Consider the following 16,492-nt stretch of genomic DNA (forward strand, 5'->3'; position numbering starts at 1 on the left):
AATAGGGAAGTTCCCTGAAACTCATCAGGGAACTTCCCTATATCATGCAACCAGAATCATCCGATCTCCCTAAATCCCTCTATTAGAAGTCCAGCAGCTTTTTCTTGAGCGCATACTCCACCAGCTCCGGACGGCTTTTCAAATTCAGCTTCTCCATGATTTTGGCCTTATGGGCTTCCACCGTTTTCACGGAGACGAACAGCTTTTCAGCGATTTCCTTATTGCCGTACCCTTTGGCGATCAGAGGCAAAATCTCGATCTCGCGTTTGGACAGGCTGTTGAACGGATCGTTGTCCGCGCTCTCGCTGTCCTTCTTGATGAATTCCCTGACCAGCGAGGTGGCCATCTGCGGGTGAATATAGGTTCCTCCCTTATATACCATCCGGATGGCCGAAATCAGCTCTTCGTCGGGCGCATTCTTCAGCACATAGCCGGAGGCGCCGTTCTTCAGTACATGGAACAGATAATCGTCATCGTCATACATGGTAAGGATCAGGATCTTCGTATTCGGAAAATCGCCGCTGATTTTGCCTGTCGCAATCAGCCCGCTCTCGCCCGGAGGCATGCTGAGGTCCATCAGGAGCACATCCGGCTGGTGCTTGGCCACCATCGCGTAAGCCTCTATGCCGTCTGCCGCGGTCGCGACGACCTCCATATCCTCCTGATAGTTCAGGATCATGGAAAAGCCGCTTCGAACCACCGCATGATCATCCGCTATGACAATTTTCACCGCGTATCGGCCTCCCTCTTGTTATCCTGTGTCAATGGAATGCGCAGCTCTACCTGCGTTCCCTCACCGGGAGCGGAATGCAGCTTGAACTGCCCGTCCACGAGCTCGGCGCGCTCGCGCATGCCGTACAAGCCGAGGCCCGTGCCTTTGGCTTCGTTCACGTTCATGTTAAAGCCTGCGCCGGTATCCTTCACGGTCAGCTGCAGGCTGCCCATCTCTTCGCATAGACGGACATGCACCTCGTCCGTACCGGCGTATTTCAGCGCATTCAGGACGGCTTCCTGGCAAATGCGGTATACGACCGTCTCGATCTCGCTGCTGTAGCGGGCCGCGGACAGCTCTGCCGAGAAATCGACGAGCAGGCCGTAGTTTTTCTCGATCCACTTGAAATGCGAGCGGAATGCGGCCTCGAGTCCCAAGTCATCCAGCGATGCCGGTCGCAGCTCCACCGACATATGGCGGATATCGTCCAGCAGGCGCGTCAACGACACCTCGGTCTGCTGCAGCTTCTGCAGCACATCTTCGCCTACATCCATATATTTGACCACACGCAGGTCCACAAGCGAGCTCAGCAGCTCCTGGGCGACGCTGTCATGAAGCTCCCGGGAAATCCGTTTCCGCTCGTCCTCCTGCGCTTTAATAACGTATTTCAGCAAATTCGAGCGCTGGAGCATCTCCTGCGTCTTTTGCTGTTTGGTCAGGTCGAGCAGCATTAAGACGCGTATCCCCCGTTCCTCGTCAATGGTATGATAGCTGGCCGCATAAGGAACCACGCCTTCGTTCCTTGTTTTAAGATACACCTGGAACGAGGAAAAATCCCCTTTCGGATAATCCAGATAGCATTTCGCGCAGGATATCTGATCCTTTTCATCCGTGTAGCCTTTGCAGGTCTGGCAGAAGGAGTCGTCGACGCCGGAATGCATCCGCTCGATCACGTCGATGTCCAGAATGTTCTCCGCCGCCGGGTTCATGGCGACCACGCTGCCCTTTTCGTCGATAAAAAAAATGGCTTCCATGCTGTTCGCGTACATCTTCTTGAGCAGATCGCTTAAATGCTCATCCGTCATCTGAATCAAGACTGCGTCACCTCCCTGGCATGAAAAGCGCCGAATTCCGCTCCAAGCCCTTCCTGAAACCGTTCGAAAGCAGCTTGGTCCAGCCGGTTTTCATTACGGTAACCGACAAGCAAAACGCCTTTAACCCGGCTATCTTCCCACAAAGGGATCGCCCCCAGGCTCTTCAGCTGCTCCGCCACGATGATCGGATAATTGAACAAATCCCGGGATTCGATATCGGCGTTCACGTTCTGGATCAGCATCGGCTTGCCGGTTTTGAACACCATGCCCGCAATGCCCTTGCCCGAATGCAGCACGATCCGCTTATAGCGCTCGTTAATGTTCCCGGAGGCATACTGCCACGTTAATACGAATCGGTCCTCAGCCGGCTGCACCAGAGCCATGGACACGAAGTCGAATTGAAACCGGCCCCGGAGCTTGTCGATTTCCTCTTGGTAATGATAAATCGGCTGATTCTTCATAACGATAACTCCTCTGATGTAGAAAAGAAGGCTCTTCGCCTTCTTTGTCTACGATTCATATTTGCGGTGCTTTCTATAAAGGATATATCTTCTGCCGGCATAATTCAACGGAACGCTCCACACATGCACGAGCCGGGTAAACGGCCACAGCGCGAAAATCCCGAATCCGGCCAGCATATGAATCTTGAAGGACAGCGGTACGTTTGCCATGAGCGCCGCATCCGGCCGGAGTATGAACAAATCACGGAACCAAATCGAAATGTTTTCCCGATAATTGAATTCAGGCTGGACGGCGTTCGTGACGAGCGTGCTGTACATCCCCATGAACACGATAAACAGCAGCAATACGTTCACGATCATATCCGAGGCGGAGCTGAGCTGGCGGACGTTCTTGATCGTAAAGCGGCGCGAGGTCAGCAGAATCATGCCGCCCAAAGTCAGGATGCCGAAGATGCTTCCAATGTACACGGCTCCGATGTGATACATATGATTGCTGATCCCCATCGCCTCCATCCAGGACTGGGGAATGGCAAGCCCCGCGACGTGACCGCCGATCACCGGAATGATGCCCAGATGGAACATCAGGCTGCCCAGCTTCAGCTTCTTTTTCTCGATGAATTCGCTGGACTTGGCCGTCCAGTTGAACTGGTCGGTGCGGTAACGGTAAAGGTGTCCGACGATAAATACCGCGAGGCAGATGTAGGGAAAGATGACCCACAGAAACTGATTAATCATGCTCATGAGCCTCCGCCTCCTGTTGGATGCATGCTTTGAACGTTTCGCGCAGCCCTTGGACGAGATGGAAATACGGGCTTTCGAACTTCTCCAGCGCCTTCAGCAGATGGTAGGTGCCGTCCTCCATGACCGCCAGCATGAGATCCAGGCTCTCCGCCGCTTCCTTCTCATGCCCCTGCCAATGGGCGGCATAGATAAACTCGCACATAAGCGGAAGGTAATCGGACAGCTCCGAGCTGTCGATATCGAGACCGAACAGCGGATACGTTTCTTTGAGTTTCGCAAGCATTTGACCCCGGTCCCGACTGTCCTCAAACTTATGATAGGTCATGTAAAGCGTCGTCTTTTTCTGAAAATCGAACGTCTGGACGTACAGCTCCTCGATCTGCTCCATGCTGTATTCATGCATGAGGTTCCAGAATGTCCGGACCGATGCGTAGGCCGGATGGGAGGAGTCCAGCGACTCCTCCAGAACGGACGGGTGAAAATCCAGCTTCTCCGGATAGGTCAGCATCTGCGCGAAAAATCCGAACACATTTTTATATTCATGCAGCTTTCCGAGATTAATCACGCCAGATCCCCCCATAGAAGTTCTCTTCGTACAGTTCCTTGCCGGTTTTGCCCTGCGGGCTTGCCGGTCCGCAGCCGCTGCAGCCCGAGCTGAAGCCTTCCAGGCCTTGGGAGCGGTACACGTCCATATGGCTTTCTTTGTGCGACGTTGGCACCACGAAGCGGTCATCGTATTTGGCGATGGCAAGCAGCCGGTACATCTGCTTCATTTGATGGGCCGTGAGTCCGACCCGCGCTAGCCGCGCTTCGTCAAACTCGGCGCCGGAAGATTGAGTACGCATGTAGGAGCGCATCATCGCCATCTTTTGCAAGGCTTCCTTGACCGTCACGGTATCGCCTGCCGTCAGCAGGTTCGCGAGGTATTGGATCGGCGTGCGCATCTCTTCGATTGCCGGGAAAATCATGTCCGGATTCTCGATCGAATCCCTGCCTTCGAAATAGTTCATGATCGGGCTGAGCGGCGGTACATACCATACCATTGGCAGCGTCCGATACTCCGGATGAAGCGGGAAGGCCAGCTTGTATTCGATCGCGAGCTTATAGACCGGCGAGTTTTGGGCTGCCTCGATCCATTCCTCGGTCAATCCATCCTTGCGAGCTTGCTCGATGACCGCCGGATCGTTCGAATCAAGGAACAGGCTGCACTGAGCCTGGTACAAATCCTTTTCATCCGGCGTGGAGGCTGCTTCCTGCACGCGGTCCGCGTCATAAAGCATGACGCCCAGATACCGGATGCGGCCAGTGCAGGTTTCCGAGCATACCGTCGGCAGTCCCGCTTCGATTCTCGGGAAACAGAAGGTGCATTTCTCGGCCTTGTTCGTTTTCCAGTTGAAGTACACCTTTTTGTAAGGGCAGCCGGTCATGCAGTAACGCCAGCCGCGGCAGGCTTCCTGGTCGACGAGCACGATGCCGTCCTCATCCCGCTTGTACATGGCGCCCGATGGGCAGGAGGCCACGCAGCTAGGATTCAGGCAGTGCTCGCACAGGCGGGGAAGATACATCATGAAGGTCTGCTCGAAGTTGAACTTGATCTCTTCCTCGATCTTTTCGATATTCGGATCCTTCGGACCCGTCACATGGGCGCCAGCCAGATCGTCTTCCCAGTTCGGACCCCATTCAAGGTTCATCGTTTCCCCGGTTATCGCCGATTTCGGACGGGCTACCGGCTGATGCTTTTTCTCCCCGGCATTCGTCAGATGCTCATAGTTGTAAGTCCAGGGCTCATAGTAATCCTTCATTTCCGGCATATCGGGATTGTAGAAAATTTTGCCGAGCGCGATTTTGGACAGCTTGCTGCCGGATTTCAGCTGCAGCTTGCCCTTTTTCAGCGTCCAGCCTCCCTTGTACTTCTCCTGGTCCTCCCAGCGGATCGGATAGCCGACGCCCGGCTTCGTTTCCACGTTGTTGAACCACATGTATTCCGCACCCGGACGGTTCGTCCAGGTGCTCTTGCACGTCACGCTGCACGTATGGCAGCCGATGCATTTATCCAGATTCATGACCATGGCGACTTGCGCTTTAATCTTCAAGCCAATCCACCTCTTTCATTTTGCGGACAGCCACGTATACATCCCGCTGGTTGCCGATCGGTCCGTAGTAGTTAAATCCATAGCTGAGTTGGGCATAACCCCCGACCATCTGGGTCGGCTTCACATGTATTCTTGTCGGCGCGTTGTGGCTGCCGCCGCGATCCTTCGTAATTTCCGATCCCGGCACGTTGATATGCTTATCCTGCGCGTGATACATGTACATCGTGCCTTTCGGCATCCGGTGGCTGACGACGGCGCGGGCGGTAACGACGCCGTTGCGGTTGTATACCTCCAGCCAGTCGTTGTCCTGGATGTCGTTCGCCGCTGCATCGTCATTGTTGATCCATACCGTCGGTCCGCCGCGGAACAGCGTCAGCATGTGCAGGTTATCCTGGTACGTGCTGTGAATGTTCCATTTGCCGTGCGGTGTCAAATAGCGGAGCACGAGCGTGTCCTTGCCTCCGGTAATCTGCTTGTCGCGAGGTCCGAACACCATCGGAGGCAGCGTCGGTTTATACACCGGCAGCGCCTCGCCGAACTGCAGGAAGATCTCATGATCGATATAGAAATGCTGTCTGCCGGTCAGCGTGCGGAACGGCACGAGCCGCTCGATGTTCGTCGTGAACGGCGAGTATCTTCTTCCCATTTTGTTCGAGCCGCTGAACACCGGCGTCGGAATGACTTCCCGCGGCTGGGCCGTGATGCTCTGGAACGTGATGCGCTCGGCCGCGCGGTCCGCGGAAATATCTTTCAGGCTGACGCCCGTGTCATTCTCCGCGGACTCCCAGGCGCGCTGCGACACCTTGCCGTTCGTCGCCGAAGATATATTGAGAATGGCGTCTGCCGCGTTTCTTGCGGTATGAAGCTTCGGCAGGCCATTTTTGATCGTGTCGTCGTAATACGTGCCGTTCATGCGTTTCAGCTCCTCATACTCCTCAGCTACCGAGAAGCTGACGCCGTGCGCTCCAACCTTGCCCGTGGCCAGGTTCGGACCTAGCGTCACGAATTTATCGTAAATTTTCGTATAGTCGCGTTCGATCACCGTCAGGTTTGGCATCGTTTTGCCCGGAATCGCTTCGATCTCGCCTTTGCGCCAATCCAGCACTTTGCCGTAAGGCTGGGCAATCTCGCTGATCGAATCATGGGCCAGCGGGCTGGTCACAAGATCCTTGTATACGCCCGGAAGATGCGTTTTGGCCATCTCCGAGAAGACTTCCGCGATCGTTCTGTAAATATCCCAGTCCGAGCGCGATTCCCACAGCGGATCCACTGCCGGATTGAACGGATGGACGAACGGATGCATATCGGTGGAGGACAAGTCGGTTTTTTCGTACCAGGTCGCTGCCGGCAGCACCACGTCCGCATACATCGGCGTCGAGGTCATCCGGAAGTCGAGCGCGACCAGCAGGTCCAGCTTGCCTTCGACGTCCTCGCGCCACACCATTTCCTCCGGCTTATCCTCTTCGTTCGGGGTCGAGAGCAGGCTGTCCGAAGCGCCAAGCAAATGCTTCATGAAGTACTCCTGGCCTTTGGCGGAGCTCGAAATCAGGTTGGAGCGCCATACGAACAGCGATCTCGGGAAGTTCTCCGGCGCATCGGGATCCTCGGCCGCAAACCTGGTATCTCCGGAAACGATTTGTTCAAGCGTATGCTTCACGATCTCTTCATTGCTCGTCTTGCCCTGGCTGGCCGCTTCTTCAGCGAACGTCAGGCTGTTCTTGTTGAACTGCGGATAGGACGGAAGCCAGCCGAGTCTGGCGGCAAGGACGTTATAATCGGCCGGATGCTGGTAACGGATATCCCCTCCCGTAGGCGATTTCAGGGAATCGGCACCCATCTCTTCGTATTTCCACTGGTCGGTCGCAAAATAGAAGTACGAAGTCGCATTTTGCTGACGCGGCTGACCCTGCCAGTCTTTGGCGAAGGCAACCGTGGACCAGCCCTCGATCGGACGGCATTTTTCCTGGCCGACGTAATGCGCCCAGCCGCCGCCGTTCACGCCTTGGGAGGCTGTCAGGATGACCAGGTTCAGAATGGAGCGATAGATCGTGTCGCTGTTGAACCAGTGGTTGATGCCTGCGCCCATGATGATCATGGAGCGGCCCCCGGTATCCAGCGAGTTCTGTGCGAATTCCCTTGCGATCTGAACGACGACCGAAGCCTTCACGCCGGTGATTTTCTCCTGCCAGGCCGGCGTGTAGAAGCAGTCCGCATCCTCATATCGAACTGCATGCTGCTCGCTGCCCGCGCGTTCAATGCCATACTGGCTGAGCATCAAATCATAAACCGTGGCCACGAGGCGTTCGGTTCCGTCGGCCAGCCAAATTTTCTTCGCCGGAATTTGGCGTTCGAACGTACCGTTGGCGTTGTTATCAAAGAACGGGAAGCTAATCGTCTGCGTCTCCGCCCCTTGGGATTCCACGGAAAGCGCCGGCGCAATGACCGAGCCGTCCTCGCGTTCCAGAATCAGGTTCCACTTCTTGTCTTGCTCCCAGCGCTGTCCCATCGTACCGTTCGGAACCGTAATTTCATTTCTGTTCTCGTCGATTATGACCGGCTTCCACTCGGCATGCTGCGAGGCGTCGCCCAAATCGCTTGCCCGCAGGAAGCGTCCTGCCTTATAACCGCCCTCATGCTCATCCAAGAGCAGAAGGAACGGCATATCCGTATATTGCTTAGCGTAATTCAGGAACATCGGCTCCTGACGCTTGTGATAAAATTCGCTTAGAATAACATGCGTCATCGCTTGAGCGACTGCCGCGTCCGTTCCGGGATTCGGTGCCAGCCAGTTATCCGCGAATTTGACGTTCTCCGCATAGTCCGGAGCTACGGATACCACCTTGGTGCCTTTATAGCGGACCTCCGTCATGAAGTGGGCGTCCGGCGTCCGGGTTAACGGCACGTTCGAGCCCCACATGATCAGGTAACCGGCATTGTACCAGTCGCTGGATTCCGGCACGTCCGTCTGCTCGCCCCAAATTTGCGGGGAAGCCGGCGGCAAATCGGCATACCAGTCATAGAAGCTGAGCATTTCGCCGCCAAGCAGGGAAATGAATCTCGCGCCCGAAGCGTAGCTGATCATCGACATCGCCGGGATCGGGGTGAAGCCTGCGATGCGGTCTGGACCGTATTTGCGAATCGTATATATTAACTGCGCGGAGATCAGCTTAGTCGCATCCGGCCAGGTTACGCGTACATGACCGCCTTTACCGCGCGCTTGTTTATAGGATCTGGATTTCTCGGGGTCTTCCACGATGCTTGCCCAGGCAGCGACCGGATCGCTGTGCTGGCTTAAGGCTTCATTCCACATATGCCACAGCTTGCCGCGCATATAAGGGTATTTCACGCGGAGCGGGCTGTATTCATACCAGGAGAACGAGGCTCCCCGCGGACAGCCGCGCGGTTCGAATTCCGGCATATCGGGTCCGCAGGACGGATAATCGATCTGCTGGTTCTCCCAGGTGATGATGCCGTTCTTCACGAATACCTTCCAGCTGCACGAGCCCGTGCAGTTCACACCGTGCGTCGTGCGCACGACTTTGTCATGGGACCACCGCTTGCGGTACATATCCTCCCAGTCCCGGCTTTTCTCTTCAAGAACGGACCAGTTGTCCGAGTAGCTTTCCAATCGTTTGAAGAACTTCAGTCCCTGCTTTCGTTTCATAGGACGCTTCAACTCCTTCTGTGAATGACCATGATCGGGGAATCAATGTGTCGTCCATTCGTTTAACTTAATTATGAGCGCCTCCGATGGCGGTTCCTATTAGGGAAACTCCTATATTCCCTCGTGAAATCCCTTGATTGGCAGGAGAAGTATGCTGGGAAGCAGGGGATTGCAGACCTTTCTCTGAACAAAAAAATACCCCTCTTCACTTCATGAAGAAGGGGCCTTGAATACCGCAGCTATCTTAATGAACTACACCGCCGCGCGAATCCGCTCGAAAAGCACGTTATTTTCCAGGTGAATATGCTCGAAAGTATCCTTCTCCAGCAGCGCAAGGCGTTGATATACCAGCCGGTATGTGCCGCATGCATCCGCGGGGAGCGCAAAATCGCTCGTGATTTCCCGCAGCTCCTTCAACAAATCCCCCGCCTGCTCATGCTCCTGCTCCAGCTCGGATACATACGGTTTTAGCTCGGCCCAGGCTTCAGCGTCGCGTTCTTCAACAAATTTCGCTATCTTCGGAAATACGTTTTGATCCTCATCATCGGTGTGATCAAGCAGCTCATTCTTCAATTCCGTAAAAATTTCCTGCACCCGCAGCAGTTCCGGATGATGTTCACCGTGCACGCGGGCCAGCTTCGTCACATAAGGCGTCAGCGCAGGGAGCTCTTCACGCAGAAAGGCATGATGTTTGTTTTGGATATAATTGATCAGTTCAGGCTCGGTCAAGTCTCCCGGACGGCTTTCCTGATGCTCTGCTATTTTCGTTTCCAATTTCTTTATCTGCTCCAGCACCTCGCCGGAATGAAGCTTCCGCTTGGCGGCAGCCTCCTCCAGAGGGATTTTGCCGCCGCAGCAAAAATCGATGCGCAGCGCGCGGAACAGATCGGCGGATTGGGGGATGGCGGTGACAATATCGGAAACTTGCGTTTGCAGCGTGATTTGACTCATGGAATGACCTCCAGTGAATGGAATGTGATGGTTTCAGACTACCTGAGCAAATAATCCGGGTGGGACTTCTCCCGCTCCGTTGCTTGCTATAGGTCCAGTATAAAGACCGATCCCTATCATCCATGTGATTGCGGTCATACGAATAATCAACGATTTGTGAATTCATATGAGACGATAATTACCGTAAATATTTTCCTATAACCCATTCTCACTGCCATACTTGTATGGTAGTATGGTGCAAACGGGAGGTGACTTCATATCGATATTCCGATGCATTCCGCTGCCTCCGCAGGCAGCATCGTCTACAACCGGCTGAAGCAGCAGATTGTCAGCCTGGAGCTTTCGCCTGGCACCCTCCTTTCCGAAAAGGAAGTCTCCCTGACCTTTGAGGTCAGCCGGACGCCGGTTCGCGAAAGCTTTGTCAGATTGGCTCAGGAAGGGCTCGTCCTCGTGCTTCCGCAGCGAGGGACGCGCGTCAGCCTGATCGACTCCGAGCTCGTCGAAGAAGCCCGCTTCATGCGGGAACAGCTGGAGAAGGCCGTGATCCGGCTCGCATGCGAACATTTTCAAGACGACAAGCTGGCGGTGCTTGAGAACAATGTGTCGATGCAGCTGGAAAGCATGCAGCAGCAAGACGGCAAGCGCATGTTTGACCTCGATGAGGAATTCCACCGCATTTTATTCGAAGGCGTACGTAAGCAGGGTACCTGGAACGTCATCCAGCAAATGAACGCGCATCTGAATCGCAGCCGTATTCTTTGGCTGTCTACAGATCCCCATTGGGACGTGCTCTGCAAACAGCATCAAGATATGGTGCATGCCATCCGTAATCATGATGCAGACCTTGCCGAACAGCTCATGAAAGAGCATCTCAGCCTCAGCATTTCCAATTTGGCCGTGCTCACCAAGCAGTACCCGGACTATTTTAAGTAAAGGCTTCTCTTCGATGTTCACAAATTAAAGCAGGTTCAAGACTTTTTTCATTCTTAATACATACAAAAGGCGGTGTGAACGATGCGGATGGTATTCCGTTGGTTTGGCGAAGGAAACGATACGGTTTCATTGGATCAAATCAAGCAAATCCCGGGTGTGGAAGGGCTTGTGTGGTCTCTGCATGATGTTCCGGCGGGAGAAGAATGGCCGATGGAGAAGATCAGGGAGATCCGTGAGCAGGCCGACAAGCATGAATTTCATCTGGATGTCGTGGAAAGCGTGAATGTCCATGAGGACATCAAGCTGGGGCTTCCCAGCCGCGACCGGTATATCCAAAATTACATCCGGACGATCGAGAAGCTTGCGGCTGTCGGCGTTAAGGTGGTCTGCTACAACTTCATGCCCGTCTTTGACTGGGCGCGCACCGATCTGCACAAAATGATGGATGACGGGTCCACCGCCCTCTTTTTCGAGAAATCTAAAATTGACGGCATTGACCCGTTCGATCTGGTGCGGACCATCAATCATAACAGCATGCTGACGATGCCGGGGTGGGAGCCTGAGCGGCTCGCCCATCTGACCACCTTGTTTGAAGCTTACCGGCGCGTAAGCGAAGAAGATTTATGGGAGCATCTTTCCTACTTCCTGAATGCGATCATTCCGACTGCCGAACGCTGCGGAATTCAAATGGCCATTCATCCGGACGATCCGCCATGGCCTATTTTCGGATTGCCGCGGATCATGACGAGCCAAGATAACCTGCGCAGACTGCTCTCCCTCGTGGATAGCCCGGCTAACGGCATCACTTTATGCAGCGGCTCGCTCGGAGCCAATCCGGACAATGATATTCCCGCCATGATCCGTGAATTCGGAAGCCGAATACCGTTTGCACACATCCGCAACGTCCGCGTATACGACAACGGGGATTTCATCGAGACTTCGCACCGGACGCAGGATGGCACGGTCGATATCGCCGGCATTGTGAAGGCATACCATGACATCGGCTTCGAGGGTTACTGCCGCCCCGACCACGGACGCCATCTCTGGGGAGAACAATGCCGTCCCGGCTATGGACTGTATGACCGGGCGCTTGGCATTATGTATTTATGGGGACTTTGGGATGCGTACGGCAAAGCTTCACAGCAACCGGAAAAGAGGGATTCCCATGCAGGCATTGCCTAATCATCCGGCTTTACAAGGAAAAACCGCGGTTGTTACCGGCGGCTCCGGCGTGCTCTGCCGGGCGATGGCTCAAGAGCTCGCGCGCCAAGGCGCGCGTATCGCCATCCTGAGCCGCACACCGGGGAAAGGCGAGGCCATCGCCGAACAGATTCGGACGGCCGGAGGCGAAGCGATCGCCGTGGCCTGTGATGTCACCGACAAGGATAGCGTGCAGGCCGCCGAGAACGTTGTACGTGAAGCTTACGGCCCATGCGACATTCTCATCAACGGGGCTGGCGGCAATCATCCCAGCGCCAACACGACGCATGAAACCTTCCGGATGGAGGATTTGGAACAGGCCGATGTCACCAGTTTTTTTGATCTAAGCATTCCGGGATTCCGGCAGGTGCTGGACCTGAACTTTGTGGGGACGCTGATCCCCACGCAAGTATTCGCCCGGAGCATGCTGGGCCGTCCCGGCGCCGTCGTGCTGAACATCTCTTCCATGAGCGCCCCGTCTCCCATGACGAAAGTGCCCGCCTACAGCGCCGCCAAAGCGGCCATCAACAATTTCACGCAGTGGCTCGCCGTTCATCTGGCAGCGTCGGGTATCCGCGTCAATGCCATCGCACCCGGCTTTTTCCTGACGGAGCAGAACCGGGATCTGCTCATGAACGGGGACGGTTCGCTCACTAAGCGTTCTCATAAAATCATCACGCATACGCCAATGCGCCGCTTCGGCGTTCCTGAGGATCTGCTCGGTACGCTGCTGTGGCTTGTGGATGAGACGACTTCGGGATTCGTGACGGGGACGGTCATTCCCGTGGACGGCGGCTTTATGGCATATGCGGGCGTGTAACCAAGGCAAGAGTCTAATGATGCTAGTTAATTAAGATAAGGGCTGTCCGGGATAAGGTTTGGCCCGGACAGCCCTTTTTCGATTCCATCTTATTCAACCTGGAGCACAACCATGCCGATTCCCGACACGGTGATGCGACTCGTATTCCATGCCTCTACCTGCTCTTCACCAAACCCTATCTTCCATGCTCCCAACGCGGGAAGCTCGACTTCCGTCTCCCCTGCTCTCGCGTGATACAGCACATACAGATGCTTGGCCGGATCGCCTCCGGCATGCTCCCGCAGCGTATAGGCCACGCAGCCGTCAGGCGCTTCCTCAAACACGAGATGCTCCCGGATCTGCGCAGCGGTCCGCAGCCGGAACGCCGGATGCTCCTTGCGGAGCCTGATAAGCTGCTGCATATAGCGAATATCGCCGGGATGGGCGGCGCAGCGCTCCCAATCCAGCCAATTGATCTCATCCGGGGATTTGTAGCTGTTCTCCACGCCCTGCTTCGTCCGCATAAACTCCTGACCCGCATGGATAAACGGAATCCCTTGGCTTGTCAGCACCAGCGCTGATCCAAGCCGATGCATGTGAACCCGTTCCTCGTCCGAGACGCCAACTGTCGACAGGACAAGCTTGTCCCACATCGTATGATTATCATGGCATTCAACATAGTTCACGCATTGGACCGGTTCTTCCGCGAAATGGCGCAGCTTGCCGCTGTATGGAGTTCCACCTGCGATGCCTCGGCGGATATCGTTCTCAAACCCGGAGGCGCCGCTGATAAAGCCTTTATTTTTATGAATAAAAATGCTCCCCTTAATCGCATCCCGGAAGCCGTCGTTGAATTGCCCGATGTTCGGAAGCCGGGATGCATTCCCATGGTTCGCCCGCTTCTCTGGCGGCAGGATGGTGCTCATGTTCCAGCCTTCACCGATCATGAGGATGGAAGGGTCCAGTTCATCGAGACGTCTGCGGATTTCGCGCATCGTATCGATATCCATCAGTCCCATCAGATCAAAACGGAAGCCGTCGATATGATATTCCTTCACCCAATGCACGACCGAGTCAACGATGAATTTATGAACCATGGTTCGCTCGGAAGCAAATTCGTTGCCGCAGAACGCTCCATCCGACAGCGTCCCGTCATCCTTGTATCGCAGGTAATAGCCCGGCACCAGCTTCGTGAAATTAATCAGATACCAGTCGTACACATGGTTATATACTACGTCCATAATGACAAACAAGCCTTTGTCATGCAGCGTCTGGATCATCTGCTTCATCTCGGCAATGCGCACAGCAGGCTCATAGGGATCTGTCGCATAGGAGCCCTCGGGCACATTGTAGTTTTTCGGATCATACCCCCAGTTGTACTGGGGCATGTCGAGCCTAGATTCATCCACGCTCTCCGTGGAATAATCGTACACGGGCAGGAGCTGGACGTGCGTCACCCCCAGGTTGCGGATATGGTCAAGTCCGGTGGGGATATTTTCGGGGCCCTTCGTCCCTTCCTCCGCCAAGCCAAGATACTTTCCGGGATGGGCAATGCCGCTGCCCGGATGAATGGATAAGTCCCTCAGGTGAAGCTCGTAAATAATCGCGTCAACCGGAGAAGCAAGAGGAGGCTTGTCATCCGTCCAATGACCGGGATTTGTTGCCTGCAAATCGATAATCGCCCCCCGATCCCCGTTGATGCCAACGGCAGCCGCGTAAGGGTCTACCGCCTCATTCCACTGCTCTCCGACTTTCACTTTGAATGTGTAGCCGATCCCCTTGTAATCGCCCTCCAGCCGAAGCGTCCATGTGCCTTTCACATCCCTGTGCATATCCATTTCTTCAGCAAACGTACAGGCCCATACCGGGTAGAGCAGCACTTTCGCTTCCGATGCTGTCGGTGCCCATAAACGGAATTTCGTTTCTTCCGGCGTATACCGCACGCCGAGATCATCGCCGTCGTATGCGAACAGCTCGTCGAACCTTGCATCGAACACAGACACGCCGCCCGTAACCGCCGGATCGCCGTAGTCTATAACGACATCATGTTCCTTTTGTACCGACAATTCTGCCACTCTCCATTAATTCGTCATTTATGTCCATTATAACAAGCATTTCAGGTTATTGGACATCATGTATATCCTTTCTGCCTCTCATTCTCACCCCTTCGTCGCTGCCATATTGCAGAAAAGACCGGAAACGGGTCGGTAGGACCGATCCGCTTCCAGCCTTTATTATAAGAGAATATCACACTCATCATTTACGCGTTGCGGTAGTCCCGCTGCCGCATCGCCTCAAACAGCATCACGGTGGAAGCCATCGCGACGTTCAGCGACTCCGCCCGCCCCTTCATCGGAATGATCAGCGCGTCGTCCACCAGCTGCTGTGCAGCCTCCGAGACACCCTTGGCTTCATTGCCGACGAGAAGCCAGGCTGCCTTGGTAAAATCATACCCGTAGCAGGTCGAGGTGGCCTGCAGGCTCGTGCTCACGATACGAACGCCTTGTTCTTTTGCCTGCGGAAGCAGTTCCAGCAGATCGCCCTCGACTACGGGCAGATGAAAAATCGACCCCATCGTCGAGCGGATCGTTTTCGGATTATAGATATCGGCCGAGCCGCGGCCGACGATCACGCCATCCGCCCCGGCGGCATCGGCGGTACGGATAATGGTGCCTACGTTTCCGGGGTCCTGGACGCCATCGAGCACGATGACGAGACTGTCCTTCCGCTGTACAAGCAAGCCGACATCAGCCAGCTGCTTGCGAACCACCGCAAACACCGGCTGCGGCGTCTTCGTATCCGAGCATTTGGCAATAACGGCGGCGGATACGCCGATCCATTCGGCGTGCGTCTCGGTGCCTGCCAGCGGCGAGAGCTCGCCGGGAATGCCCTGCTCGACATCGAAAGCCACGCACTCCACATCCGCGTTTGAGCGAAGGGCCTCCTGCACCAGGTGGATGCCCTCGATTATATATTTATGCTGCTTGTCCCTGTGCTTCTTCTCGAGCAGCTGCGCCCATTCCTTCGCACGGGGATTTTGCGGTGATAAAATATCCATGAATACCGTCCTTCTTCAAGCCTTGCTTCCGCATCAAATGACCTTCAAGCTCATTTGGGATAGGCAAGCTCCAACTTCGTCAAATCGCTTTTTTCGCCGACGATGACAAGAATGTCCCCTTCTTCGAGGCGGTCATCCGCATACGGCGAAATGTTCATTTTGTTGCCTCGCTTGATGGCCATAACGTTGCAGCCGAACCGGGCGCGCACGTCCAGCTCCTTGAGGTTCTTTCCTACCATATCTTGTGAAGCCTTCATTTCCACTATGCTGTAGTCGTCGGAAATTTCAATGTAATCCAAAATATTCGGAGAAGTCAGATGATGCGCGACCCGCATGCCCATATCCCGCTCCGGATAAATGACTTTGTCCGCTCCGATCTTGTTCAGAACCTTGCCGTGAAGCTCGTTTTGCGCTTTGACGATAATCGTCTCCACCCCGATATCCTTCAGGATCAGCGTCGTCAAAATGCTCGATTGGATATCCTCGCCGATCGCGACAACCACCACGTCGAAATTGCGGATGCCGAGCGCCCGCAGTGCTTCCTCATCCGTGGAATCGGCCGATACGGCATGCGTTACAATATTGGAAACCGCCTGGGTACGCTGCTCATCGGAATCGATTGCGAGCACATCAAAGCCCATCTCGCTAAGCGCGTTGGATACACTAAATCCGAAACGCCCCATGCCTATGACGGCGTACTGCTTTTTCGCCATTTGTTAACCCCCCGGGTTATATAAAAGTCTATCCTGATTATTATATCACACCGTCCGAAAAACTTGAATTTTG

Annotated in this window: 14 protein-coding genes; 3 read left to right on the forward strand and 11 right to left on the reverse strand. The window is 54.8% G+C overall.

Annotated features, from left to right (window positions below; genetic code table 11):
* Nucleotides 1-82 precede the first annotated feature (82 nt).
* The 8 genes from PCH05_RS17450 to ric all read right to left on the reverse strand — a co-directional run bounded on the left by PCH05_RS17450 (nucleotide 83) and on the right by ric (nucleotide 9,716).
* Nucleotides 83-730 carry a response regulator transcription factor gene (locus PCH05_RS17450; protein WP_127604160.1) on the reverse strand — a complete coding sequence of 216 codons (648 nt, stop codon included), beginning with the start codon at nucleotides 728-730 and terminating at the stop codon, nucleotides 83-85.
* Nucleotides 727-1,797, reverse strand: coding sequence for a sensor histidine kinase (locus tag PCH05_RS17455; RefSeq protein ID WP_371860561.1), 1,071 nt, complete (start codon nucleotides 1,795-1,797; stop codon nucleotides 727-729). The genes PCH05_RS17450 and PCH05_RS17455 overlap by 4 nt, the downstream gene beginning before the upstream one ends.
* 5 nt (nucleotides 1,798-1,802) lie before the next feature.
* Nucleotides 1,803-2,267 carry a GAF domain-containing protein gene (locus tag PCH05_RS17460; protein WP_127604164.1) on the reverse strand — a complete coding sequence of 155 codons (465 nt, stop codon included), beginning with the start codon at nucleotides 2,265-2,267 and terminating at the stop codon, nucleotides 1,803-1,805.
* Nucleotides 2,268-2,315: 48 nt separating this feature from the next.
* A complete protein-coding gene (gene narI / locus PCH05_RS17465) occupies nucleotides 2,316-3,008 on the reverse strand; it encodes a respiratory nitrate reductase subunit gamma (protein WP_127604166.1) in 693 nt (230 codons plus the stop codon).
* The gene (gene narJ / locus PCH05_RS17470; protein ID WP_127604169.1) at nucleotides 2,995-3,573 is read right to left on the reverse strand and encodes a nitrate reductase molybdenum cofactor assembly chaperone; all 579 of its coding nucleotides are present in this window, start codon (nucleotides 3,571-3,573) and stop codon (nucleotides 2,995-2,997) included. The genes narI and narJ overlap by 14 nt, the downstream gene beginning before the upstream one ends.
* Nucleotides 3,566-5,101 (reverse strand): nitrate reductase subunit beta, encoded by a 1,536-nt coding sequence (narH, locus tag PCH05_RS17475; RefSeq protein WP_127604171.1) that lies wholly within the window; start codon nucleotides 5,099-5,101, stop codon nucleotides 3,566-3,568. The genes narJ and narH overlap by 8 nt, the downstream gene beginning before the upstream one ends.
* Entirely contained in the window at nucleotides 5,091-8,765 is a 3,675-nt protein-coding gene (locus tag PCH05_RS17480) for a nitrate reductase subunit alpha (RefSeq protein WP_127604173.1), read from the reverse strand. The genes narH and PCH05_RS17480 overlap by 11 nt, the downstream gene beginning before the upstream one ends.
* Nucleotides 8,766-9,017: 252 nt before the next feature.
* Nucleotides 9,018-9,716: an iron-sulfur cluster repair di-iron protein gene (gene ric / locus PCH05_RS17485; RefSeq protein WP_127604175.1), complete on the reverse strand. Its 699-nt coding sequence runs from the start codon at nucleotides 9,714-9,716 to the stop codon at nucleotides 9,018-9,020.
* Nucleotides 9,717-9,986: 270 nt separating this feature from the next.
* Here ric and PCH05_RS17490 point away from each other — a divergent pair, with 270 nt between their 5' ends.
* From PCH05_RS17490 to PCH05_RS17500, 3 genes are all read left to right on the forward strand, one after another.
* A complete protein-coding gene (locus PCH05_RS17490; RefSeq protein ID WP_127604177.1) occupies nucleotides 9,987-10,649 on the forward strand; it encodes a GntR family transcriptional regulator in 663 nt (220 codons plus the stop codon).
* Nucleotides 10,650-10,730: 81 nt separating this feature from the next.
* Nucleotides 10,731-11,831, forward strand: coding sequence for a mannonate dehydratase (gene uxuA, locus PCH05_RS17495; RefSeq protein ID WP_127604179.1), 1,101 nt, complete (start codon nucleotides 10,731-10,733; stop codon nucleotides 11,829-11,831).
* Nucleotides 11,815-12,669: an SDR family oxidoreductase gene (locus tag PCH05_RS17500; protein WP_127604181.1), complete on the forward strand. Its 855-nt coding sequence runs from the start codon at nucleotides 11,815-11,817 to the stop codon at nucleotides 12,667-12,669. Before uxuA ends, PCH05_RS17500 begins: the two co-directional genes overlap by 17 nt.
* An 89-nt stretch (nucleotides 12,670-12,758) precedes the next feature.
* On the opposite strand, the gene pulA is transcribed toward PCH05_RS17500, so the two are convergent.
* The 3 genes from pulA to PCH05_RS17515 all read right to left on the reverse strand — a co-directional run bounded on the left by pulA (nucleotide 12,759) and on the right by PCH05_RS17515 (nucleotide 16,419).
* Complete coding sequence (pulA, locus tag PCH05_RS17505) at nucleotides 12,759-14,714, reverse strand: type I pullulanase (RefSeq protein WP_127604184.1); 1,956 nt, start codon at nucleotides 14,712-14,714, stop codon at nucleotides 12,759-12,761.
* A gap of 194 nt (nucleotides 14,715-14,908) precedes the next feature.
* Nucleotides 14,909-15,706, reverse strand: coding sequence for a TrmH family RNA methyltransferase (locus tag PCH05_RS17510; RefSeq protein WP_127604186.1), 798 nt, complete (start codon nucleotides 15,704-15,706; stop codon nucleotides 14,909-14,911).
* Between the two features lie 50 nt (nucleotides 15,707-15,756).
* Entirely contained in the window at nucleotides 15,757-16,419 is a 663-nt protein-coding gene (locus PCH05_RS17515; RefSeq protein ID WP_127604188.1) for a potassium channel family protein, read from the reverse strand.
* Nucleotides 16,420-16,492 lie beyond the last annotated feature (73 nt).

This window comes from Paenibacillus chibensis, assembly GCF_004001045.1.
In the GTDB taxonomy this organism is placed as follows: Bacteria; Bacillota; Bacilli; order Paenibacillales; family Paenibacillaceae; genus Paenibacillus_AQ; species Paenibacillus_AQ chibensis.